22 protein-coding genes and 1 pseudogene are annotated in these 20,004 nt (G+C 66.9%); 12 read left to right on the top strand and 11 right to left on the bottom strand.

Annotated features, from left to right (window positions below; genetic code table 11):
- Positions 1-663: 663 nt before the first annotated feature.
- Positions 664-1,299, bottom strand: coding sequence for a maleylpyruvate isomerase family mycothiol-dependent enzyme (locus tag LZF96_RS22260; protein WP_233875866.1), 636 nt, complete (start codon positions 1,297-1,299; stop codon positions 664-666).
- Between the two features lie 81 nt (positions 1,300-1,380).
- On the opposite strand from LZF96_RS22260, the gene LZF96_RS22265 reads away from it, so the two are divergent.
- Positions 1,381-2,076, top strand: a complete 696-nt coding sequence (locus LZF96_RS22265) for a helix-turn-helix domain-containing protein (protein ID WP_233875868.1) — start codon at positions 1,381-1,383, stop codon at positions 2,074-2,076.
- A gap of 194 nt (positions 2,077-2,270) precedes the next feature.
- On the top strand, positions 2,271-2,702 hold the full coding sequence (locus LZF96_RS22270; protein ID WP_233875870.1) for an isochorismatase family cysteine hydrolase: 432 nt from the start codon (positions 2,271-2,273) through the stop codon (positions 2,700-2,702).
- A 208-nt stretch (positions 2,703-2,910) separates the two neighbouring features.
- On the opposite strand, the gene LZF96_RS22275 is transcribed toward LZF96_RS22270, so the two are convergent.
- The 4 genes and pseudogenes from LZF96_RS22275 to LZF96_RS22290 all read right to left on the bottom strand — a co-directional run bounded on the left by LZF96_RS22275 (position 2,911) and on the right by LZF96_RS22290 (position 6,069).
- The gene (locus tag LZF96_RS22275; RefSeq protein WP_233875955.1) at positions 2,911-4,164 is read right to left on the bottom strand and encodes a PQQ-binding-like beta-propeller repeat protein; all 1,254 of its coding nucleotides are present in this window, start codon (positions 4,162-4,164) and stop codon (positions 2,911-2,913) included.
- Positions 4,165-4,331: 167 nt separating this feature from the next.
- Positions 4,332-5,153, bottom strand: a pseudogene (locus LZF96_RS22280) (transposase family protein).
- A 218-nt stretch (positions 5,154-5,371) separates the two neighbouring features.
- Positions 5,372-5,707: a helix-turn-helix domain-containing protein gene (locus LZF96_RS22285; protein WP_233875872.1), complete on the bottom strand. Its 336-nt coding sequence runs from the start codon at positions 5,705-5,707 to the stop codon at positions 5,372-5,374.
- A complete protein-coding gene (locus LZF96_RS22290) occupies positions 5,704-6,069 on the bottom strand; it encodes a type II toxin-antitoxin system RelE/ParE family toxin (protein WP_374203307.1) in 366 nt (121 codons plus the stop codon). Before LZF96_RS22290 ends, LZF96_RS22285 begins: the two co-directional genes overlap by 4 nt.
- A 127-nt stretch (positions 6,070-6,196) precedes the next feature.
- Between LZF96_RS22290 and LZF96_RS22295 the strand changes: the two genes are divergently transcribed.
- The 10 genes from LZF96_RS22295 (at position 6,197) to LZF96_RS22340 (ending at position 15,098) form a co-directional block, all read left to right on the top strand.
- Positions 6,197-6,790: a type IV toxin-antitoxin system AbiEi family antitoxin domain-containing protein gene (locus tag LZF96_RS22295; RefSeq protein ID WP_233875874.1), complete on the top strand. Its 594-nt coding sequence runs from the start codon at positions 6,197-6,199 to the stop codon at positions 6,788-6,790.
- Between the two features lie 112 nt (positions 6,791-6,902).
- Positions 6,903-7,697: a nucleotidyl transferase AbiEii/AbiGii toxin family protein gene (locus LZF96_RS22300; protein WP_233875876.1), complete on the top strand. Its 795-nt coding sequence runs from the start codon at positions 6,903-6,905 to the stop codon at positions 7,695-7,697.
- Complete coding sequence (locus tag LZF96_RS22305; RefSeq protein ID WP_233875878.1) at positions 7,697-8,020, top strand: helix-turn-helix domain-containing protein; 324 nt, start codon at positions 7,697-7,699, stop codon at positions 8,018-8,020. The genes LZF96_RS22300 and LZF96_RS22305 overlap by 1 nt, the downstream gene beginning before the upstream one ends.
- 632 nt (positions 8,021-8,652) lie before the next feature.
- Positions 8,653-9,078 carry a hypothetical protein gene (locus LZF96_RS22310; RefSeq protein WP_233875880.1) on the top strand — a complete coding sequence of 142 codons (426 nt, stop codon included), beginning with the start codon at positions 8,653-8,655 and terminating at the stop codon, positions 9,076-9,078.
- Between the two features lie 15 nt (positions 9,079-9,093).
- A complete protein-coding gene (locus LZF96_RS22315) occupies positions 9,094-9,846 on the top strand; it encodes an ABC transporter ATP-binding protein (RefSeq protein ID WP_233875882.1) in 753 nt (250 codons plus the stop codon).
- Positions 9,846-10,820: a hypothetical protein gene (locus tag LZF96_RS22320; protein ID WP_233875884.1), complete on the top strand. Its 975-nt coding sequence runs from the start codon at positions 9,846-9,848 to the stop codon at positions 10,818-10,820. The genes LZF96_RS22315 and LZF96_RS22320 overlap by 1 nt, the downstream gene beginning before the upstream one ends.
- Before the next feature lie 17 nt (positions 10,821-10,837).
- Positions 10,838-11,734: a hypothetical protein gene (locus LZF96_RS22325; protein ID WP_233875886.1), complete on the top strand. Its 897-nt coding sequence runs from the start codon at positions 10,838-10,840 to the stop codon at positions 11,732-11,734.
- A 583-nt stretch (positions 11,735-12,317) separates the two neighbouring features.
- A complete protein-coding gene (locus LZF96_RS22330) occupies positions 12,318-12,686 on the top strand; it encodes a type II toxin-antitoxin system RelE/ParE family toxin (protein WP_182605859.1) in 369 nt (122 codons plus the stop codon).
- Positions 12,686-13,009, top strand: a complete 324-nt coding sequence (locus tag LZF96_RS22335) for a helix-turn-helix domain-containing protein (protein WP_143616319.1) — start codon at positions 12,686-12,688, stop codon at positions 13,007-13,009. Before LZF96_RS22330 ends, LZF96_RS22335 begins: the two co-directional genes overlap by 1 nt.
- Before the next feature lie 1,249 nt (positions 13,010-14,258).
- Complete coding sequence (locus tag LZF96_RS22340; RefSeq protein WP_233875888.1) at positions 14,259-15,098, top strand: hypothetical protein; 840 nt, start codon at positions 14,259-14,261, stop codon at positions 15,096-15,098.
- A gap of 459 nt (positions 15,099-15,557) precedes the next feature.
- Here LZF96_RS22340 and LZF96_RS22345 read toward each other — a convergent pair whose 3' ends face one another.
- Genes LZF96_RS22345 through LZF96_RS22370 form a run of 6 tightly spaced genes read right to left on the bottom strand, consistent with a single transcriptional unit; the run spans position 15,558 to position 19,946 of the window.
- Positions 15,558-15,749, bottom strand: a complete 192-nt coding sequence (locus LZF96_RS22345; protein ID WP_233875890.1) for a hypothetical protein — start codon at positions 15,747-15,749, stop codon at positions 15,558-15,560.
- Positions 15,746-16,324: a histidine phosphatase family protein gene (locus LZF96_RS22350; RefSeq protein WP_233875892.1), complete on the bottom strand. Its 579-nt coding sequence runs from the start codon at positions 16,322-16,324 to the stop codon at positions 15,746-15,748. Before LZF96_RS22350 ends, LZF96_RS22345 begins: the two co-directional genes overlap by 4 nt.
- Complete coding sequence (locus tag LZF96_RS22355) at positions 16,317-17,078, bottom strand: SDR family NAD(P)-dependent oxidoreductase (RefSeq protein WP_233875894.1); 762 nt, start codon at positions 17,076-17,078, stop codon at positions 16,317-16,319. The genes LZF96_RS22350 and LZF96_RS22355 overlap by 8 nt, the downstream gene beginning before the upstream one ends.
- Positions 17,063-18,208: a hypothetical protein gene (locus LZF96_RS22360; protein ID WP_233875896.1), complete on the bottom strand. Its 1,146-nt coding sequence runs from the start codon at positions 18,206-18,208 to the stop codon at positions 17,063-17,065. Before LZF96_RS22360 ends, LZF96_RS22355 begins: the two co-directional genes overlap by 16 nt.
- A complete protein-coding gene (locus tag LZF96_RS22365) occupies positions 18,205-19,371 on the bottom strand; it encodes a glycosyltransferase family 9 protein (protein ID WP_233875898.1) in 1,167 nt (388 codons plus the stop codon). Before LZF96_RS22365 ends, LZF96_RS22360 begins: the two co-directional genes overlap by 4 nt.
- A complete protein-coding gene (locus LZF96_RS22370; RefSeq protein ID WP_233875900.1) occupies positions 19,368-19,946 on the bottom strand; it encodes a phosphoribosyltransferase in 579 nt (192 codons plus the stop codon). Before LZF96_RS22370 ends, LZF96_RS22365 begins: the two co-directional genes overlap by 4 nt.
- Positions 19,947-20,004: the final 58 nt, after the last annotated feature.

A 20,004-nucleotide genomic window follows, 5' to 3' on the forward strand; every position in this document is an offset into this window, starting at 1 on the left:
CGGCCCCCCCCCCCCCCCCCGCCGGGTAACGCGACAACGTCAGGACTCGTACGGCGACGGAGCGCGGGGCCGGGCAACGCTCACCGGTCCGAGGGGCGTCCCGCTCGAGAAGGTCTCCCAGCCGCTGATCGACCTCGGCGTCACACGGTCGCACTCGCGACCGATGACCTCCAGCGACTTGATGGGACACTCCCGCTCGAGGGATCGCTTCCCGGGGCACGCGGAGGGCGCGGGGCCCTCGGCGGAAATGGACAACGACGAAGCCCCGGGTCCGTGACCCGGGCCTTCGCGCTGGAGCGGGCGACGAGAATCGAACTCGCGCCCCTCGCCCGGGAATCACCGGTGCTCGCGTGCGGAACTTCGCCCTGACCTGTGCAAACACCGGGATCAACGCCTGCTGCGGAGGGCCTCTGAACGCCTCTGGTCACCGGCGCTGATCGCTCTGAAGGGCACGGATGGGGCACGCTTGCCTTCCGCGCCACATGGCGACGGGATGCAAGCCGAGCGCCGGATCACCAGCAAGCGCTCGGTCCGCACGGTTGGTTCCCCCCCCGCTTGTCAATCGGTGGCGACCCGAAGGCCGTGCTGTTTCTGCTGGTCATCCCATTTCGGGTGCGTCCGCCGGGTGAATGAATACGGGTGCCATACCACCTGCGGGTTGTCTCAGCGCCGGCGGACGAGGGCTGGTATTCCAGGGCCGCTGAGTTCGGTTGAATCCGTCGGCCGACCGGATAGCGCCAGAAGCAGGGCGATGGCAGTGCCGTGGACTTCGTCGCCGTCGCCTATTTGAAGGTCCACATCAGTCGCGACCAGACGACAGCCTCGTGCCCGCTCCTTGCCACCACCGAAGCTCTCGCTCGTTTTGGCCTGGTACCGGATGGCCTTTGCGACGTGGCTCGGCGGATAGTCGCGGTGGATTCCGAGCGGTCGTCTGATGTCCTCCCCGTGCGCGAAGGCTTCAACCAGCCGGGTGGCGAGAGGAGCCGGTGGCGTGCTTGTGTGCTCGACGACTTTACGGAACGCCGCAAGTGTCCGGTCCGGCTCGCCATGGCGTTCACGGACGACGCCTACGGCGTTGTCGCGGTCGAAGTCGAAGCGGGCGGCGATCAAGCGTCGGGCGAACCCGATACGGGTCGTCTTCGCGGTGTCGATCAGATGGGCAAGAACGTCGTGAACCGTCCAACCGTCGCACAGCGATGCCACGCTCCACTGCTGGGGAGTGAGGTCTTCCAGATCCTGAATCAGGGCATGGCGTTCGGCGTGGACAACAGACCAGATGGCAGTCTTTACTTCAGGCATGGCGCTACTCTTACAGTAGTACTGTCTACTGGACAAGTAGTATATGTGTGTTGTGGTGTTCCGGCGGTTAGGGGTCCAGCGGTGGCGTCGCGCAGAACTTACGGCTCGTACAACGACGGTTGCGCCGCGGCACATGCGCTCGACCTCGTCGGCGAGCGGTGGGCGCTCATCGTCGTACGTGAGCTGCTCCTGGGGCCGAAACGGTTCGTCGATCTACAGCGGGACGTCGCAGGCGTCGGGCCCGGGGCACTGACCCAACGGCTCCAGCAGCTCGAAGCGGTCGGGATCGTGACCCGGCGAACCCTGCCCCCGCCTGCACGCGTCCTTGCGTACGACCTGACCGACTGGGGGCGTGGGCTTGAGCAGGTCAATACCGCGTTGTCGGCATGGGCGTCCCGATCGCCGAAACTTCCGGTCCATGCAGACATGAGTCCCGACAGTCTTGTCCTGGCCATGCGTGCTCACACGCGACCAGTTCCGGTGCCACGCAACATGCAGGTCACCATTGAGCTCATCGACTCACGAGCTCCCGGTGACTCGTCGGTCGAGTATGTCGCCACATTGACAACATCGGGCCCAGAGATCGAGAAGGGCACCACGGACACCGCCGACGCACGCGTCCAGGCCACCACCCGTGCCTGGAAGGCCCTCATCCTCGGCCGAGCGCCTCTGGAGGATCATGACGAGATCGAAATCACCGGCGACAGCGCCGCCGTGCACGCTCTCCTGGAAGGCACACGCCTCGAGCTGGAAACGCCGGAGCCCAGCAGCGAATAGGGTCTGGTCCCCTGCAGCCAGCACAGCCAGAGGTCACCCGAGAAGGGGTGGCTCACCTTCCCGTGGCCGATCATGCTCCTGGGATCATGTCCGCCCACGCCACTGAGGACGCGGACGGCGTAGTGGACGCTCTGGCCGACGCCATGGGGCCGCGCTGATCCACCAGCACTCCAACCGGGAGCGCCGGCAGGAGAGTGCAGAAGCACTCGACGCCAGGGTGCGGGCGGAGCGCGAAACTACTCAGCAAGTGCGCCGGTACCGGTCCGCTGGGCGAGCGGCTGTGGCCGGAGCTCCAGGTCGATGACGGCGATCTCGTGGTGGAGAAGGCCGCCGCCAGCGCCTTCTTCCCGGGACGGTGCCCGCTCACCGGGCTTCTCGAACGGCGTGGCATCGACACCGTGCTGATCACCGGTACCTTCACCTACGTGTGCTGCGAGTTCTCCGCCCGCGACGCGAGCACCCTCGGCTACCGGGTCATCATGGTGGTCGACGCCGACGACGCCCGGCGCGACGAGGACCACCACGCGACAGTTCGTACGATCCACCGCACGTTCGGCGATGTCCGGCCTACCGCCGACGTACTCGCACTCATCCACAACCATGGACCACATGGCCGGAGGCGATGAGCGGTCCCGTTACAAGCCGCGTATCCACGTCCGGGACGCGGATGGCCTGTGGCCGGCTGTCCAGGGCTCGGTCCCATGCTTCGTCAGGGCACGGCAGGTAGTTGAACCGGCCTCGATTACTTCGGTGACGGCGAGGGAGGCGCCGCATGCCGGTGGTCGGACGCCATGGTCGTGGTGTCCAACCACCGGCATGACGAGGACGTAGCCGTTACGCGGGCAGGGCGTGCAGGTCCTCGCCGTGCAGGGCGAATACGTGCGTGCTGTCGGTGGCCACCAGCCAAGCGCGATGGTCCCCCGAGCCGTCGTTGAACGTCCAGCGCAGAGCACCGGTCGTCGCGTCGAAGGCGTGTATGCCGCCCTGCTCGTCGAGGCTGGTGGCTCCGTAGAGGGTGTCGCCCGCCTTGACGAACTGCCGCGGCACCCGGGCACCCGCGTCCGAGAGGTCTCCGGACTGCCAGATCACCTCGCCGGTCCGTGGCTCGATGGACCAGAGCGTCCTGCCGCTGTCCGCGATGTAGAGCACGTCCTCCACGATGGCCGGCTCCTGGAAGGCGTCGAAGTCCTCGGCCTGCACAGACCACTTCTCGGTGCCGTCGGGCAGGTGGAACGCCTGGAGCTGCTGCCGCTGCGGGACGATGATCAGATCCTGGTGAACGGCGAAGACCCCGTAGTTCGTCTCTGTCGTCTTCTGCGTCCACACCTGCCCGCCAGTGGCGGTGTCGCGAACCGTGAGGTTCTGCTTGAAGTCGGTGTAGATGAGGTAGCGGTCCTGGACGACGGCGTGAACACCGTTCTGCTCCGTGCCGACGTCTCGCTGTTCCTTCCACACCACCTTGCCCGTGCCGCTGTTCAGCGCGGCGACCACATTGGTAGAGGACGAGCCGTCGCCCTCGAGGATCTCGGCGATGACATACACCTGCGCCTCGTCCACCGCGATCGGCCGCGGCTGCCGATACTCCTTGCCCAGATGGCTGCGCCACGTCTCCTTGCCCGAAGCCGGGTCGTACCCGCCAACCGTGCCGTCATAATTGCCGCTGGCCAGGTAGAGGGTGCCGTTGCCGAGCAGCAGCGCCGCACCGGGGACTGCGCCGCCCTCCAGCGACCACTGCTCCTCGCCGGTCGCCCCGTCGAGGGCGACAAGCGGATTACCGGCCGCGATCACCACACCGTCCACCGCCACGAGTTCGTCGTTGTTCCCGTACGTCTGTGCCGATGTCGACTTCGTCCACAGCGGCTCGGGGGCCTGTCCGGCCTCGGGCGTAGCATCCTCGGACGGGTCGTTGTCCTCGGCTGGCCTGTCGCCACCGGAGCCCTTGCCGTCGTCCCCCGAACCCTCATCCTTCTCACCGCAGCCGGCCGCTCCGGCCCCCAGGACAGCCAGCGTGACGCCGCCTGCCGCCAGTCGCAGTGCCTGTCGCCGGGAAGCCCTGCCGCCCGTTGTGCTGCTGCGTCCCTTGGCCATGTGGTCGTCCCCGTAGTGTCGTATGAGCATAAGTATGCGCAGACCGTCATCGCAAAGACATGTGGTTCTGTGACCGGCACGTTAGTCGCTGCCGGGCGGTGTGACTCACGGCGAGGATCAACCGGGACAACCCCGTGAACCGATCGGGACATTGAGCCTTTCCAACCTCAGCTGGTTGAGGCGAGGCGAAGGGTCGGGATGGCTTTGCCCGGGTCGGTGATGCGGGTGGTTGAGCACCGCAGACGACGGAGGAGTCGCCAGGACTTCGGAGTGGCCACGGCCTGTTCGCCCAGGGCTCGGATCTTCGCCCGGGAGCGGTTGTGGGCTCGTTGGCCGGCGGAGAGGTTCTCCCCTCGGCCGCGGTAGGGGGTGCGCACGGTTCCACCGGCGCCCTGATAGCCCTTATCCGCCCAGCAGGGCACGTTCACGCAGGTCAGAGCATCGATGATGGTGTGGGTGCGGGCTGCGCGGATGTCGTGGACGGCTCCGGGCAGCGCGGGCGAGGCCCACAACAGGCGTCCATGGGGGTACCTCCCGGCCGAAGGTTGGGGGAGGAGCCGCCAGGACCTGCGCGTTCATCCCGTGCCGGCGATGTTTCCCCGAGTAGTACGGCCGCTCGGCCGCCACGCGATCAATCGGCAGCAGGGTGCCGCCCGGGACTCACGAACACCTTCCGCGCCGCCGCCCGGGTGGTGTCGTGGAGGTCCGGGGCCCGCGCGGCCGGGAGCGCCACGGCCTCGGCGACCCAGCGGTGGGCGGTCGCGACACCGACCCCGAACCCCGCCGCGAGCTGCGCATGGGGGCACCTCCCGGCCGAAGGCCGGGGGAGTGTGTCCGCACCGCAGATGGGCCGGAACCAACAACGCCTGGCGACCGGGGGAAAGACGCCGCCACCGGGTCCCGGCCACCCGCCGCTGCGCGGCGAGGAGTTCCGACAGGTGATGCAGGGCCGAAGTGGACAAATCCACTCCCGACGGGTGGACAAGCACGACGAAGCTCCTGGTCGAGCGAGTGAGCTTGGTCGTGAACTCATCCACCAGGAGCTTCGTTCTTTCCCCCACCCGGCCCCCGCCCCCATGCCTCCCGAGCTCAGCCAGCTTGGAAAAGGCTCAACCGACCTTTCTGCGACTCGGGAGGTTCGTGCCGAGTGCCACGACTCGTGTGAGACCGGCACGGCAAGGATGTGGATGCGCTCAGGGCCTCCGACCTATGCCGCGTGAGTGTCCGTTCCGCGCAGGATGTACAGGTCGTCACCGAAAACGGCGGAGATCTGGATCCGGCCGCCAAGAGCGGCGACATAGCGGGCGATGGCCTCCACGGTGGAAACCTCTCCGCGCTCGATCTGCGAGATCCGGCCCTTGGTCATGTCCATCAATTCCGCGACGTCGCTTTGCGTCATGCCCAGGGCCTTGCGGCGCTCGGCAAGCCGATACCCGTCGATGTGCGCCTGGTTGCGCTTGCGGGCCTCGGTTACAGCCTCTTCGCCGCCGGCACCCGCAACAACATCGGCACGTACATCGCTCCAATTGGGAAACTTCTTCATTGCTGTCCCTCCTCTGCTTCACGTTCCTCCACGTACTCGACGCACAGCTCTTCCGCGCGTGGAATCGCCTGGCGGTACCAGGCCGACCAGTTCCCCGATTTGTCACCGCCCACCAGCAGGATCGCCGAACGCCACGGGTCGAAGACGAACAGGAGACGGATCTCGGAGCGGCCTGCGGAGCCGGGGCGTAATTCCTTGAGGTTATGGACCTGCGACCCTTCAAGCCGATCGACGAGCGGGCGGCCCGGGCCGGGGCCACCCTCCGCAACCAACGGAAACGTATCCCGAGGGCTACGGACCGTCTGCTCCCGAGCACCCCTGTTGACCGGTGCTGACCGCCCTGACGGGCACGCATCGGGCACACCCGCGTGAGTGGCGGTCGCCGGATCGCACTCGATCGGGTGAAGCTCGCCCAGCGGCAGCGGCGGATAGTGCTTACAGATATAGGCTATGTGTAGACGTTTCCCGTCGGCAGGTGTGGGAGGTGGGATGGAGAGGGAATCCGAGGGTGCAGCCGGCCTGCCCGAGACCTTCAGGTATGCGGACGCTCGCCGTCGGGGCATCTCGGACCGTCTTCTGCGCCGTCTGCTGGACCGGGGGGAGGTGGAGCGGTTGTCCCGGGGGGTGTACCGCAGGGCTGATGCCGATCCCCTGGTGGATCTCGATCTGATCGAGGCGGCACAGCGTGCTCCGAACGCGACGATGTGCCTTGTCTCGGCGCTGGCCCACCATGACCTGACGGATCAGATCCCGGCCTCCATCGACCTGGCCATCCCGCGTGGACAACGTGCTCCTCGAACAGCTGGAGTTGTCAGCTGGCACCACTTCGCACGTGAGACCTTCTCGATCGGTCGGGAGCCGCTGCCCGTGGGCGCCGATCAGCCGCTCGCCATCTACGGCGCGGAGCGGTGCATCATCGATGCCTTCCGGCTGCGTCATCTGGAGGGGCCGGAACTCGCCGTCGAAGCGCTGCGCAGGTGGCTGTCCCGGCGATCCAGCCGGCCCGCTGAGCTCATGACCATGGCCAAGCACTTCCCACGGGCCGCCGCACCTCTGCGCGCCAGTCTGGAGATCCTGCTGTGAACCCTCGGCCCACACGCGCGACGGAAGCCGGTCGTGTCTACCTGGACCTGCAGAACCTTGCCAGGCGCGGTGGCCGACCTACGGCAGAGCTGCATCAGCTGTACGTTCTGGAGTGCTTCCTGGACCGCCTTGCGCGTTCCTCCTACGCGGATCGATTTGTCCTCAAGGGGCGGGGTGCTGCTGGCGGCATACGACATGCGCCGGCCGACACGCGTATATCGATCTTCGCGCCGACCGTCTGACGGCATCGCCGGACGCCGTCCTGGAAGCTGTTCGGGTTATCGCCGCTCAGCCGATCGACGACGGAACGGTGTTCCATGCCGAGGAGGCACGTGCCGAGATCATCAGGGACGACGAGGAGTACAACGGGGTACGGGTCACCATGACCGTCGAACTGGCCAGCGCACGGATGACGTTCCATGTCGATGTGAACGTGGGCGACCCGGTTGTCCCCACTCCCGGAAGCGTCGCGCTGCCGCGCCTGCGAGGAGGTGCCGTCACACTGCTCGGTTACCCGCTGGCCATGGTCCGGGCCGAGAAGATCATCACCATGCTGGAGCGGGGTGAAGTCAACACTCGCTGGCGAGACTTCGCGGACGTGTACCTGCTGGCGGCGCGACACGACGCCGACGGCGACGAACTCATGGCGGCGATGGAAGCAGTCGCCAAACACCGGGGTGTACGGCTGCGGGGCCTACTCCCGGACTTGGCAGCCCTTCCTGAACTGGCCCAACGCAGATGGGCGGCCTGGGTACGCAAGCAGCATCTGGACGACCGCCTCCCGCAGTCCTTCCAGGAGACCTTCTCCGGCGTCGAGCGGTTCGCCGATCCGGCATTGACCGGCAGTGTTGCCGGACAGGTCTGGAACACGGGGCAGCAGCGCCGGCAGCGGCGAGTGGAGACGTGATGACCTCCAGCCAGTGGAAGACACATGGTGTCAAGCAGCTCCTCGGTCAGACTGTGGAGTACGACCAGGAGTACGTCGACGCCCGCCTTGCCGGCGACCTCGGGCAGGCCGTCTATGACCGGCGTGTCGAGCTCGGCCTGTCCCAAACCGAGCCGGCCGAGCGTGCGGCGATGACCCAGCCCCAGATCTCCCGCATCGAGGGTGGCGACACCGTACCGACACTTCCGCTGCTGCGGCGCCTGGCCAAGGCTCTGGACGGCTCGCTGAACGTGGCCCTCACCGCGGACGACTCCCGCGTCACCTTCACCCCCCACGCGGCCTGAATGCCACAGCCCGCTCCACGACAAACCCCCGGGTCGCTGACCCGGGGGTTCGGGGTGGAGCGGGCGACGAGAATCGAACTCGCGCTCTGAGCTTGGGAATCACCGACACTTCGGCACCGAAAGCCGCCCTGATCTGCGGAAACGTCTCTGTCGCCAGCCGTCCCGGCGGGTCCGTGAACACCGCTGTTGACCGGTGCCGACCGCTCCGAAGGGCACGGACGGGGCACGCCTGGTGCATGGTCCGATCTTTCCGCGTCGCAGGAAGCGGCCTTCCGGACCTCTCTGTCGAAACGGACTCGGTCGACTCGGGTCACCCTTCGGTGGGTGGCTCGTGTCCCGACGGAACTCGGATATGCAAGGTCCGAAATGTGCTACAGAATGCAGAAATCAACCTTCATGGGTGGGAATTGGCATTACAGGAAGAGATGCCTGCTATGCCAGGGGTTGGATTTCGTCAAAAAATCAAGGTCCGCAGATGGTGGGGTGCCTGCCTGGCAGGGAGTGGCTTTCGGGTCGGCCGAGGAATTTTAAGAGCTTGACACTCCTCGGGTTTCGGGATCATGATCCACCGGTGGTCGGCTGGTTGCCTCTCATCGACGACTCCATGCCGTTGGGTAATTTCAGGAGGAATCATGAACTCCGTCAGTTTCCGCTTACGCCGCGCCGGTGTCACCGCTCTGCTTGCCGTGTTGGCTCTCGGGGTGGCTGCCACCAGCGCTTCCGCGGTGACATGGAACACAAACGATCGCTACCTCAAGTCCGCCACGGCGGGTTCCGAGACTTCCCGGTGGTATGCGGTCGGCTCGCACACGCAGTACATCAACCAGACGCTCTGTCAGTCCCGCTACACCGGTCGTATTTCCTACGACTTCATGAAGGACATCAGCCTGAGCCCGGACAAGTGGGTGGCCTGGCGCGACTGGTCCTGTGACAACGTCGCCTACACCAAGAGCTACACCGGCGCGGGCAACGGTTATTACTACGCGAAGGTCAATTCGACTCCTTCGGGTGCCGTGGTGGATGAGCTGAATCTCCGCGTCAGGCGCGTCACCTCCTGAGAGGCATCTCCTTCCATGACAGCCGTATTCTCCTGTCGCGGTGTGGTGAAGACGTACGGAAAGCACACCGTGCTGGACGGCGTGTCCCTCGGCGTGGAGGCCGGTCGGGTGACCGGCCTCCTCGGCCTCAACGGGGCGGGCAAGACCACATTGATGCGCATCGCCACCGGCCTGATCGCCCCCACGTCGGGACGGGTCCGGGTCCTTGGCCACGGCCTTCCGATCCGGCCCGCCGTTCTGGCCCGGGTCGGCGCGGCGCTGGACGCCCCCGCTTTCTACAGATGGATGACCGGACAGGGCATGCTGCGCACCCTGCTGGACACCGCCGGCCTCCCCGACGACGGTCGCATCGAGCACATGCTGGAGCGGGTGGGATTGACCGACGCGGCACGACGCCGGGTCGGTACGTACTCCCAGGGCATGCGTCAACGGTTGGCGCTCGCAGCGGCGCTGCTGAAAGCCCCCGATTTCCTGGTGCTCGACGAGCCGACCAACGGCCTCGACCCGGCCGGCGTGCGACTGGTACGGAGTATCATCGCGGAGGAGGTGGCCCGGGGCGCGGGCATCCTCATCTCCAGCCATCAACTCGACGAGATCGCACGGGTCTGCGACAACGTGGTCATGATCTCCCGCGGTGTGGTGAGTGCTTCGGGCACCGTGGGCGAGCTCGGGTTGGGCGTCGCCGACGGGCCGCAGGGGTTGGAGGACTGGTTCTTCACCCAGCAGCACACCGGACCCCGGGCCGGCGGAGCGGGAAGTGAACGGTGATGGGCTCCTGGCTCCGGCTGTTCGGTGCCGAACTGCGTCGAACGCTTCCCCGACTGCTCCCCGTCGGCCTCCTGGTGCTCCTGGTCACCGGTGCCGTCTTCCAGGCCCGCGCGGTGCAGGACGTCGCCCACAGCAACCTGGATCAGGTGCGCACCGGTATGGCACACCTGACCCCGGAGGGGTGCGCCGAGGACACGGCGGGGCTCCCACCCGACGCCGGGGTCTCTCCCGAGGTGTTCCACCGGGAGTGTGTGGAGAACCTCCCGCGCACCATCGAGATGTATCGGAACATCGAAGTCGGCTTCACCGCCACAGCCGAGCACTTGGCTCCCGCCCAGCATCCGGTGGGGACGGTCGGTGCCTCGTTCGGGTGGCTGGCGACGGTGCCGGGGCTGGTGGCCATCATTCTGTTGGCCGCGTATTTCACGGCCGGCGAATGGTCGCGCGGCACCGTGGTGCCGTTGCTCCTGCATGAGCAACGGCTGTGGCGACTGCTGTCCGCCAAGACCGCCGTACTGCTGGTGTGGTCCCTGCTCACGGCAGCGGTGATGTCCCTCGCCCTGTGGGCATTGGCGGCCCTGCACACCCGCCGGGCCCATCCACTGCACGACATGGTCTCCGACGCCGAGGTACGTGCATACACCCTCCAACGGGCCGGAGTGGGGCTGCTGGTGCTCGCCATCACCTGCGTGGCCTCGGTCGCACTCGCCGCGGCGTTGCGGTCCCCGTTGCGCAGCTCGCTCGCCGGAGTCCTGCTTCTGGGACTGGTCACACTACCGATCACCGCCTGGTCCCCGGGCGCGATCCTCGCCGACGGCCTGGAACTGAAGCCCTACCTGAACGCGTGGGATCACGTTTGGACGACCCCCCTCGGCACCTCCGTCCCCGCATCGATACGAGCCCTGCCATGGGTGGTCCTGCTGCTCGGCGTGGTGTGGCACGGATGGCGCGTCCGGCCCCGGAGCCTGGTGTGACCAAAGAGAGCAACCGGATGACACCGACCCCACCCCGAACGATGGCGCGGCAAGCCACCTCGCCGTGGGGACCACTGCGGGCCGAGTTCCGCCCCGCCGTCCTCCCCGCTGTCGTCCTCGGTGCGGCGGTGGCCGCCGTCGCTACGACGCGGGCGGTGCTGCTGTACCTCGACGCCTTCTCACGCGGGACGGCGAACACGGACGCGAACATCCTCATCCTGCGGAGCGCGCCCGGAGCGCTTCAGTCGGCGGCCTGGCATCACGCATCGCTGTTGGGCCTGTTCTTCGTCGCGCTGCTCGGCGCGGTGGTACTGGCCGGAGCCCTGGAAAGCGGAACATGGCCGTTGATGCGACTACAGGAGTCGCGGGTGTGGCTGCTGATGACCCGCAAACTCCTCGCCGTTCTGTCCCTCGCCGTGCTGAGCACGGGATCGACCGCTGTGGCGTTGTGGACGGCGATGCGGGTCTGTACGGCGGTATGGCCGCCGGACGAACCGCGATCGAGCGTGGCACCCCTCACCGAGTCGACCGGAACCAGTGGTCCCACCTGGGGTGAGGCCCTGGAGGCCGGTGGGAGCACACTGCTCGTGCTGGTGGGATACGCCGCGATCGGCGCCTTCGTGGCGGCGGCCTCCCGCGGGGTGATCGCCGCCGCCGTGCTGGGGGCTGGGCCCCTCACGGTGACCCTGCCGCTGGTCACCACCGGCTTTCGGGATTGGACCCCGCACTACTGGATCGCCGCCTGGATGGAGTTCTCGGATGGCGGGCAGTGGCAGTTGTACTGGTGGAGCTCGGCGCCCGGGTCCGGTGGCGCCGGGACAGCGGGGTTCGTACTGGTCGTGTTGAGCGGGGGTCTGCTGGTGGTCGCCTGGCGTCTGCTGCGCGCGGAGCGAGCGCTGTTCCCACGTGTCTGATGCACGGCCCTCTCGGCGGCGCACGTCACGCCGTGCCGTCCTTGAGCGCATCGGCCCGATGACCGCGACGGTTCGACCACCCGGGTCGTCCCCGGCGGACGAGGGAGGGCCGTCGGGCACGCAACGGGCACGCGGGCGGTGATGAGTTCCGACAACGCCGAAGGCCCAGGTCTGTGACCTGGGCCTTTCGTGCTGGAGCGGGCGACGAGAATCGAACTCGCGCTCTGAGCTTGGGAATCACCGACGCTTCCGCGCCGAAAGCTGCCCTGATCTGTGGAAACGCCCTCTTCTTCGCCTGGCCCGGCGGGTCCGTGAACACCGCTGTTGACCGGTGCTGTCCACTCCGAAGGGCACGGATGGGGCACGGCATGGACGGGCGGCGGTCGTCGGCTGCGGTGGATCGGGTGGGGCTCACGATCCGTGGAGATGCCGAGGGGATGCTTTTCGCTCCGCGCGTGTAGCGGTGATGGCGTCTGCGCTTCCCCGGCAAACGCCGAGCCGTTCCGGTCGCCGGTCGAGTGGTGGTGTCCACGTGCTCCGAACGACTTGTGTTATGCATTTCGATGCATATATCGTTCAGTGCATGGATGAGGAGTATGTGATCGAGGTCGAGCCCGAGGTGCGGGACTGGCTGGAGCTGCTCCCCCTCCGCCTCTACCGTCGCGTCGAGGACAAGGCCGATCGTCTGCTGGCGGAGCCCACAACGCTCGGCGAGCCGTACTCCCGCCATCTGGGAGGCAAGCTGCGGGAACTGCGGATGGTGCTCGACGGAGACGCTGTTCGCATCCCCTACTGGCTCGCGCCGGACCGGCGGATTGTTCTGCTCACCGTCTTTCGCAAGACCAGAATGCGTGAAGCCGCCGAAGTCGAGCGAGCCCATCAAGCCCAGAAAATCTGCGAGGCCGAACACGGCCCGGCACAGCACCTCTACGACCGCGTCAAGGAGGCGTGATGAACCACAGCCAGTGGAAGACGCGTCGTACCAAGCAGCTCCTCGGGGAGACTGTGGAATACGACCAGGAATACGTTGATGCCCGCCTTGCCGGCGACCTCGGGCAGGCCGTCCACGACCGTCGAGTCGAGCTCGGCCTGTCCCAGACCGAGCTGGCCGAGCGTGCGGCGATGACCCAGCCCCAGATCTCCCGCATCGAGGGTGGCGACACCGTACCGACACTTCCGCTGCTGCGGCGCCTGGCCAAGGCTCTGGACGGTTCGCTGAACGTGGCCCTCACCGCGGACGACTCCCGCGTCACCTTCACCCCCCACGCTGCCTGAATCCCACAGCCCGCTCCACGACAAACCCCCGGGTCGCTGACCCGGGGGTTCTGGGTGGAGCGGGCGACGAGAATCGAACTCGCGCTCTGAGCTTGGGAATCACCGACACTGCGGCACCGAAAGCCGCCCTGATCTGCGGAAACGCCACTGTCGCCAGCCGTCCCGGCAAGTCCGTGAACACCGCTGTTGACCGGTGCTGCCCGCTCCGAAGGGCACGGATAGGGCACGCGGAACACCGGCTGTGCTCCTGGTATGGGACGTAAAGCGCGAGGGAGAGGACGACATGCTGCATGACCTGGGGGCTCTCTTTGAGCGCCACTGCCGCCGGTTCGGCCGAGTACATCGCCCGTGGGGCGCGGGCCATCTGGGAGGTGGGGGGATTTTTGCCTGATCCTGTCCCCACGACGGCGGGGTGGTGGGAGGGTCGGATGGGGGAGGTGGAGGAGCTGACGGGCCATCCGGTGCGGTGGCGCCACACCCGGCCGGGGGAGTTCGGGGCGCCCACCTACGGACGCGATGCTCGTCGCGGCGCTGACCACGACCAGCGCGTGTCGTTGGGGGGCCGATATCACCGACACTCTTTCTCTCGGGCCGCCTACGGAGGGTGCCCCTCTGGGCGTCTCGATGGTCGCGATGCCGCCCTGGAGTGCGACCCCCGGAGTCCAGGGCCAGGGCGCTATGCCTCGCGGGGTGGCCACCCTCCGCGAAAAGGACGTCCGTGTCATCCTCGGAGGCCCCGACGGCTATGAGCCGCACCGGCGATGCTGCGACCTTCCCAAACTAGCTGGATGGGGGCCGAGCGCCCTCAATAGCTGGTCGCAGAGACCGGAGGATGTAACAAGGGGACCGATCTTGCTGGCCAGCTGAAGCCTCTAGTCCCACGAACTGGGGCTGGGCCATGGTTGATGAGATGGGTGATCGCGTCCACGTCCCCTACTTCCATGAAGGTGAGACCGGGCGGGGCCAGCTTGCGTCCTGCGCCACCTCATTGGGAGTCACCTGGCCTGTACCTGTTTTGGCGACCTACGTCATCGCCACACTCCTTAGCTCTAAGGCTCCTCCACTCGACAGAATGATCAAAAGCGTGCCGAGGTTTCAACCGTAAGGCCCATGAATTCGATCTGAGTGACAGATTTCAAGAAGAAATAGAAGAATTGTGGGCAAAATTTGTCATCCAGACGGCCGTGCTGTGCGGAGAATGGCAAGATCGCCATCGACGAGTAGGGCCACCTGACTGGAGTTCGAAATAATGTTCCCCCGCCCTAAGCTGGTTCATGTCACACCGCAACTTGCTACTCAATTGCTCGAAAGAAATTCGAGCAATCGCCCTGTGGATAAAAGCCTAGTTTCTCTCATCTCGAATGAGATTGGCAATGGAAACTGGCAGGTTACTCACCAGGGTATCGCGCTGGACGGGCCGCTTGATTCCGGGAGGGTGATTGACGGCCAACACCGACTGCATGCAATTGCGAAGTCTTCTTCTCCTGTTCCTGTGCTGATTTTTGAGAACGTTCCAAGTGAGACTTTCTCGGTGCTTGATCAAGGGAAGCGTCGCTCGGGCGGAGATGTTCTCGCTCTCAGTGGAGAGAAAGACACGACGCTTCTCGCTGCAACGGTTCGGCATGTCCATCTCTTTAGGATTTCCCCCTCTGGTTCATGGGTCGGTTCAAGTTCTCGTCTGAGTAACGCGAAAATTCTAGAAATTTTCAGCTCTCAGCGTGAGAGGTTTACTGCTGCTGTAAGTATGGGGCGGACCCTGGGTAAAGAGATCGGAATGATTCCCACGGCGGCATCGACTGCATATTTTTTGACCACGGAAGCTGCCCCTGCCGCGCGGACTGAGGAATGGGTTGAGGGTTTGAGTACCGGGGCGAATCTTGGAAGCGATGATCCAAGGCTGGTGCTGATCCGAACTATTAGGAGCTTGCGAGGGGGGTCGACTGCCCGTCGGCGCACAGACACCAAAGGGCAGGTGGGTCTTTACATCAAGGCATGGAATGCTTGGGTTGCTGGACGCTCGGTAAAGGTTTTGCGCCTCCAGAAGGGTGAGAAAATGCCAAAACCGATCCAAATGCTTCTCGGGGACTAGGAATCGTTCGCAAGATGGGTGTTCTTATGCAGGTAGGCTCGGGGATCACTTCAGGTGAAGGGCGGGGCGAGCCACTGGGGGAATGTGGTCGTGCGCCACTCGAAGAAGGGGATTACTCTTGGCGAACGGATAGTGAGAGTCGAGTGAGTCGGTCAAGTAATGCAGTAGTTGCGTCAAGGAGTCGGAGTCCTCTTCTGGAGCTTCGAGTGGCGGGGGTGCTGTATCTTCGGGTCGATTGCTTTCCCAGATGGATGGCCTTTATGGTATTCCTTGCTCTGGGTGGTGCTGGAACATGGGTCATGGTCCTTCGTGTCTAGCTGGCAATTCTCACGCTCATGGGTGGCCTGTTGGGAGTGACGACAGGCCACCTTTTCGCAAGGGTGGATTCTGTGTAAATTTTTGTCTTCTTGATGGGGGGTGTGCGGTGCATTTTGGAATTCTTGCATAGCTGTGGTGAGTTCATCGCTGTAGAGAATGCTCCCCCAGTCCGGGTGCCAGTGGCATTCCGGGGGCAAGGCCGGTGAGTGGGAGGCCGACGAGGCTGATGGTGAGGACGATCAGGGCGGCGGCGAGGAGGAAGGCGGCCAGGTGGCGGCGTGCTTCGCCGATGCGCCGGGCCAGGAACTTTCGGATCGCGCGTCGGAGGCTCACGTCCGAGCTCCGAAGCGGTGTCGTGGAAAGGGCTCCATGGCCCCGAACGGCCACACGGCACGGGCTGCGGCCTCGAAGGAGGCGGAGGGGCCCATGGGAAGCCTGAGAAGGACACCGAGAAGGAGCTTGTGGGACACGACGAGTACACCGCCCCGGTGCCCTGCGAGGTGGTGGAGATGGGCGGCGGCGTGAGTGGCCCGTCTGTGGAGGGCGACGAGGGATTCACCGTCCTCGTACGCGAGGTGAGGGCTCGTGTGACGGTGAATCCGCCAGGCCCGGTAAGCCGGGGGACAGGTCTCCGAGGTGGTGCCCTGAATGCTCGTGGGCGCACGCCACTCGATGAGCAGGTCACTGGAGGCAATCACGGGGAGGCCCGTGAGGGAGCCGAGGGTCTCTGCCGTCTGGCGGGCGCGGAGAAGAGGGCTGGTGACAATGCCGGTGATGCCATCGAGAGGAGGGGGCATGCGACGGAGTTGGTCGTACCCCTCCGCGCTGAGCGGTGCGTCGGGTGGGGCGTGGTAACCGGGGCGATGACCCTTGTAGGCGGCGTGCCGCATGAGTCGGATGTCAGCCAAGGATCCAGCCCCCGTCGACACGTACGGTCTGGCCGGTGATGAAGCCCGCGTCGTCGCCGGCGAGGAAGGCCACGGTGGCGGCGACATCCTCGGGAGTGCCACGACGCCGGACGCACTGACGGGCGAGTTGGCGGGCGGTCATGGCGTCGCCGTCCTCGACGACGGTGTCCTCGGCGGGGACGCGGATGGATCCCGGGGCGACACAGTTGGCGGTGATCCCGGAGGGGCCGAGCTCGCGGGCGAGGGCCCGAGTGAGCCCTTCCAGGCCGGCCTTGGCGCTGATGTATCCGGTGAGGTCGTGGCGTCCGGCTGTGGCCAGGACGGAGCCGATGGTGATGATGCGGCCGTGGCCCCGGTCGACCATGTCCGGGGTGAGGGCCCGGACGAGGTGGTAGTGGCTGGTCAGGTTGGTGTCCAACGCCTCGTGCCAAGTGCCGGTGCTCATCCCGTGCCACGGGACACGGGGATAGGCACCGGCGTTGCTGACGAGGATGTCGATGGGGCCGAGCCGTTCGGTGGCCCTGCGGCACAGACTCCGGACGGCATCGGGGTCGCGGAGGTCCGCTTGCAGCGGTACGGCCTCGCTCTCCGCGTCGGTGAGCTCGCCAGCGAGGGCTTCGGCCGCGGGGTGGTCGTCGAGGTGGGTGAGCGCGATGTCGGCACCGAGGGTCGCGAGGCGGCGGGAGAGCGCCGTGCCGATGCCGCCAGTGGCTCCGGTGATCAGCGCGGTGTGCCCGTTCAGCGGACCGGACATGTTGCCTCCGGGGTGAGGAAGAAGGATTGGGGGGCGAAACGGGGGCTCATGACGTCCGCGAGTCGGCAGACGAGGACGAGCCTTTCCCGGGGCGTGAGGTCGCCGATGTGGTGGACGGCGAGGATGCGCATGGCGACGTAGGGGCGCAGGACGTCGGCGAGATCGGTGTCGGGCCACAGGACGGCGGCGACGGGCTCGACGAGGCGGCGCCAGTAAATCTCCGCGGCCGTGCGCCGGGGCTCGGAAAGCCTTGGCACGTAGTCGACGGTCAGGGTGCGGCGGGTGGTGTCGATCCGGGTCCGGTGGACCACCGGGGCGTTGGCTGCCAGATGGGCGAAGGTGGCGGGGTGGTCGGCGAAAGCCCCCGGGTTGTGGGTGGGCACGAGCCAGCCACCGAGGACGGTGGTGTACCAGAGGAAGTTGGCGAATTCGCCCGCGATGCTGTTCGCTCCGGCGGTGTCGAGGTCCAACCACGCCGGCGGATGGGCGAGGTTGAGGTCGGTCGGGTCGCCCTGGGTGAGAGCCGCCCACACCGGTTCCCCGGTCCCGAAGTGTCGTTTGAGATGGGTGAGGGTGGCCGCCCAGTCGAAGTGCGACTCGGTGCCGTTGATCCACAGGGTGTGGTTCCGGAGGCGGGACAGGGGTAGGTGGGCACGGCCGTCGGTGAGGAACGGGTCGGCGTCGGCGTAGTAGTGGTCGAGGCGTCCGCCGGGTGCGGCGCGGTCCCAGTAGAGCTTGCGGACCAGCTGGGCCGGTGGAGTGAGGCGCGCGGTCGCGAGGATGACCGTGCGGTAGTGGTCGGTGAGGTCGTGGAGGTACCGCTCCAGTTCAAGGGTCGGCCGGTCGGTGTTGAGGAGGTCGAGCAGGAGGCCGTGGTCCCGACCGATGGGAAGCCGTTCGTAGGCCAGGAGTCGGCCGCCGGGAACGCGCAGGTGGGCGTGGAGGGCGGGTACGCGGTAGTGGTCGCGGACGCTGTGGTGGCCGCGGATCTCCTCGCGGGCCTCGCCCGGGCGGCGGGTGTACTTGAGTAGGAGCGGTCGGCCGGCCAGGTTCCCGGGCAGCACCAGGTTGCGGGTGAATCGGCGAAGAGGGCCGATGGACCACCGGCGGGTGTCGGCGGAGGGCGTCACGGCCGGCCCCCGGTGAGGAGGCGGACGGCGATGTGGGCGAGGCGGTCCGGGGTGATGGCAGCCAGGTGGGCGTCTTCGGTCGGGGGAACGACGGCGTCCCGAACGGGGCACAGGTCACCCTGGTGCATCAACTCGGCGAACCCGGTGGCCACGGCGTGGTGGTGGGGCAGACCGGTGTTCCACTTGCCGGCGCTGTGGCGGGCGTGCAGGCCAATGACCTGCGGGCCGGTTCCGTCCCGGGTGCGGGAGAGGGCGGCCAGGTGGGTCAGGCCGGTGTCGTTTCCGATGACCAGGGAGCAGTGGGGCAGGAGGTCGGCGACATCATCGGCGGGGAGACCGTCCAGACGGAGGCTCTGAACCCGATCCCGGGCGTCTGCGGCCGTGATCCGGATCCCGCTCGCCGGTTCCCCGCCGATGAGGAGGAGACGTACGGAGGCGTCGAGGATCTCGGCGACCCGCCGGGCGACCGCGGTGAAGCGAGGGGCCGTGTAGTCCTTGAGGTCCGCACGGCTGGTGGCCGTGATGGCGGCGAGCGCGACACCGTCGAGCCATCCCATGGCCCGGAGGCGGTGCACCAGCCGATTGGGGCGTGCGGTGAGCCGGGGGGTGAACGGCGGCTCGGACGGCAGGCGGATGCCGAGGCGACGTTCGAGCGCCAGGTAGTGGCGGTCCGGGAGGGCGGTGTGCACGACTCCGTCGCTCGACCAGCAGGGAGGTGCCGCCGGATCGCAGACCAGGGCGAGTGTCGCGTCGGAGCCGCGAGCCGTGATACCGGCCCGGTCACCGATCACGAGGCGCGGGCCTTCACTTCCTGCGGGGGAGGTAGCGGGAGTGAGGAGTCCCGTGCGGTCGATGAGTTCGGTGTGGGGTCCGGAGGCATGCACTGTCGGGGGCACGACGTGGCGCCGTTCTCCCAAGCGGTCCAGGGCGGCCCGGGCGGTGGCCAGGGCCAAGAGGCTGTCGCCCAGCTTGTCGTGGAAGGCCAACTCCACCCGGGTGCAGTCACGCATCCGTTCCACCAGGACCTCGGAGGCGGGAAGGGGGAGGGGCGTACCGGGTCCGATGGCGGCGCGGTCGTAGCCGAGGGGCACCGAATGCACATCGCCCGCGAGCGCCCTTCGGGCGCCGGGGCGGAAGGCGGGGGGCGGTGTCGTGGTGGTCATCGGGAGTCGCCGAGCCGGGTGAGGCAGACCAGAGGAAGGTCGAGATCGGCGAGGCGGGAGCGTCCTTCCTGTTCGGTGTCCTCCACGAGACAGGCGGCGCCGAGGGGGAGAGCCCCGGCCTCCCGAAGACGGACGGTGAGGTCGGCCAGGGTCCGGCCGGTGGTGATCTCGTCATCGACCAACAGGATCCGTTGGCCGGCCGAGATGCCGTAGACGAAGACATCGGTGCGGTTGGCGTGCGGTTCGGTGAAACGCACGCGCCCCTTCAGGGGAAGGTCCAGCTTCCAGGCGATCTTGTACGGCAGCCCGGCGGCGCCGGTGAGTGCGACGGTGGGGAGGATGCCCCCGGCGTCCAGACCGAGCACGAAATCGACGCCGTTTCCGACGGCGGGGATCTCCTGACGGACGCACTGCCACAGTTCGCCGCCGACAGCGGTCAGGTCCGACGGCCGGACGGATGCCTCCAGCCCATCCAGGGAGTGGATGACCCGTTCGGGACGGCCGGCGGGGCCGACGCCGAGGCGTTCGACGACGCGGGCCGTGAACGGCGTCGGGACGGTGAGGGTTTCGGGCATGACGAAGCTCCTGTGGGTGGTGGTGGAAAAGAAAGGCGCCGGTGGGGCGGGGCGCCGG

The sequence above is a fragment of the Streptomyces sp. ST2-7A genome (assembly GCF_021390475.1).
In the GTDB taxonomy this organism is placed as follows: domain Bacteria; phylum Actinomycetota; class Actinomycetes; order Streptomycetales; family Streptomycetaceae; genus Streptomyces.

Coding starts and splice junctions, on each gene's coding strand:
- LZF96_RS22320 (WP_233875884.1), top strand. CDS start 9,846: ATGGGCTCCTGGCTCCGGCTGTTCGGTGCCGAACTGCGTCGAACGCTT.
- LZF96_RS22310 (WP_233875880.1), top strand. CDS start 8,653: ATGAACTCCGTCAGTTTCCGCTTACGCCGCGCCGGTGTCACCGCTCTG.
- LZF96_RS22285 (WP_233875872.1), bottom strand. CDS start 5,707: ATGAAGAAGTTTCCCAATTGGAGCGATGTACGTGCCGATGTTGTTGCG.
- LZF96_RS22335 (WP_143616319.1), top strand. CDS start 12,686: ATGAACCACAGCCAGTGGAAGACGCGTCGTACCAAGCAGCTCCTCGGG.
- LZF96_RS22275 (WP_233875955.1), bottom strand. CDS start 4,164: ATGGCCAAGGGACGCAGCAGCACAACGGGCGGCAGGGCTTCCCGGCGA.
- LZF96_RS22305 (WP_233875878.1), top strand. CDS start 7,697: ATGACCTCCAGCCAGTGGAAGACACATGGTGTCAAGCAGCTCCTCGGT.
- LZF96_RS22315 (WP_233875882.1), top strand. CDS start 9,094: ATGACAGCCGTATTCTCCTGTCGCGGTGTGGTGAAGACGTACGGAAAG.
- LZF96_RS22340 (WP_233875888.1), top strand. CDS start 14,259: ATGTTCCCCCGCCCTAAGCTGGTTCATGTCACACCGCAACTTGCTACT.
- LZF96_RS22260 (WP_233875866.1), bottom strand. CDS start 1,299: ATGCCTGAAGTAAAGACTGCCATCTGGTCTGTTGTCCACGCCGAACGC.
- LZF96_RS22365 (WP_233875898.1), bottom strand. CDS start 19,371: ATGACCACCACGACACCGCCCCCCGCCTTCCGCCCCGGCGCCCGAAGG.
- LZF96_RS22325 (WP_233875886.1), top strand. CDS start 10,838: ATGACACCGACCCCACCCCGAACGATGGCGCGGCAAGCCACCTCGCCG.
- LZF96_RS22370 (WP_233875900.1), bottom strand. CDS start 19,946: ATGCCCGAAACCCTCACCGTCCCGACGCCGTTCACGGCCCGCGTCGTC.
- LZF96_RS22295 (WP_233875874.1), top strand. CDS start 6,197: ATGGAGAGGGAATCCGAGGGTGCAGCCGGCCTGCCCGAGACCTTCAGG.
- LZF96_RS22330 (WP_182605859.1), top strand. CDS start 12,318: ATGGATGAGGAGTATGTGATCGAGGTCGAGCCCGAGGTGCGGGACTGG.
- LZF96_RS22355 (WP_233875894.1), bottom strand. CDS start 17,078: ATGTCCGGTCCGCTGAACGGGCACACCGCGCTGATCACCGGAGCCACT.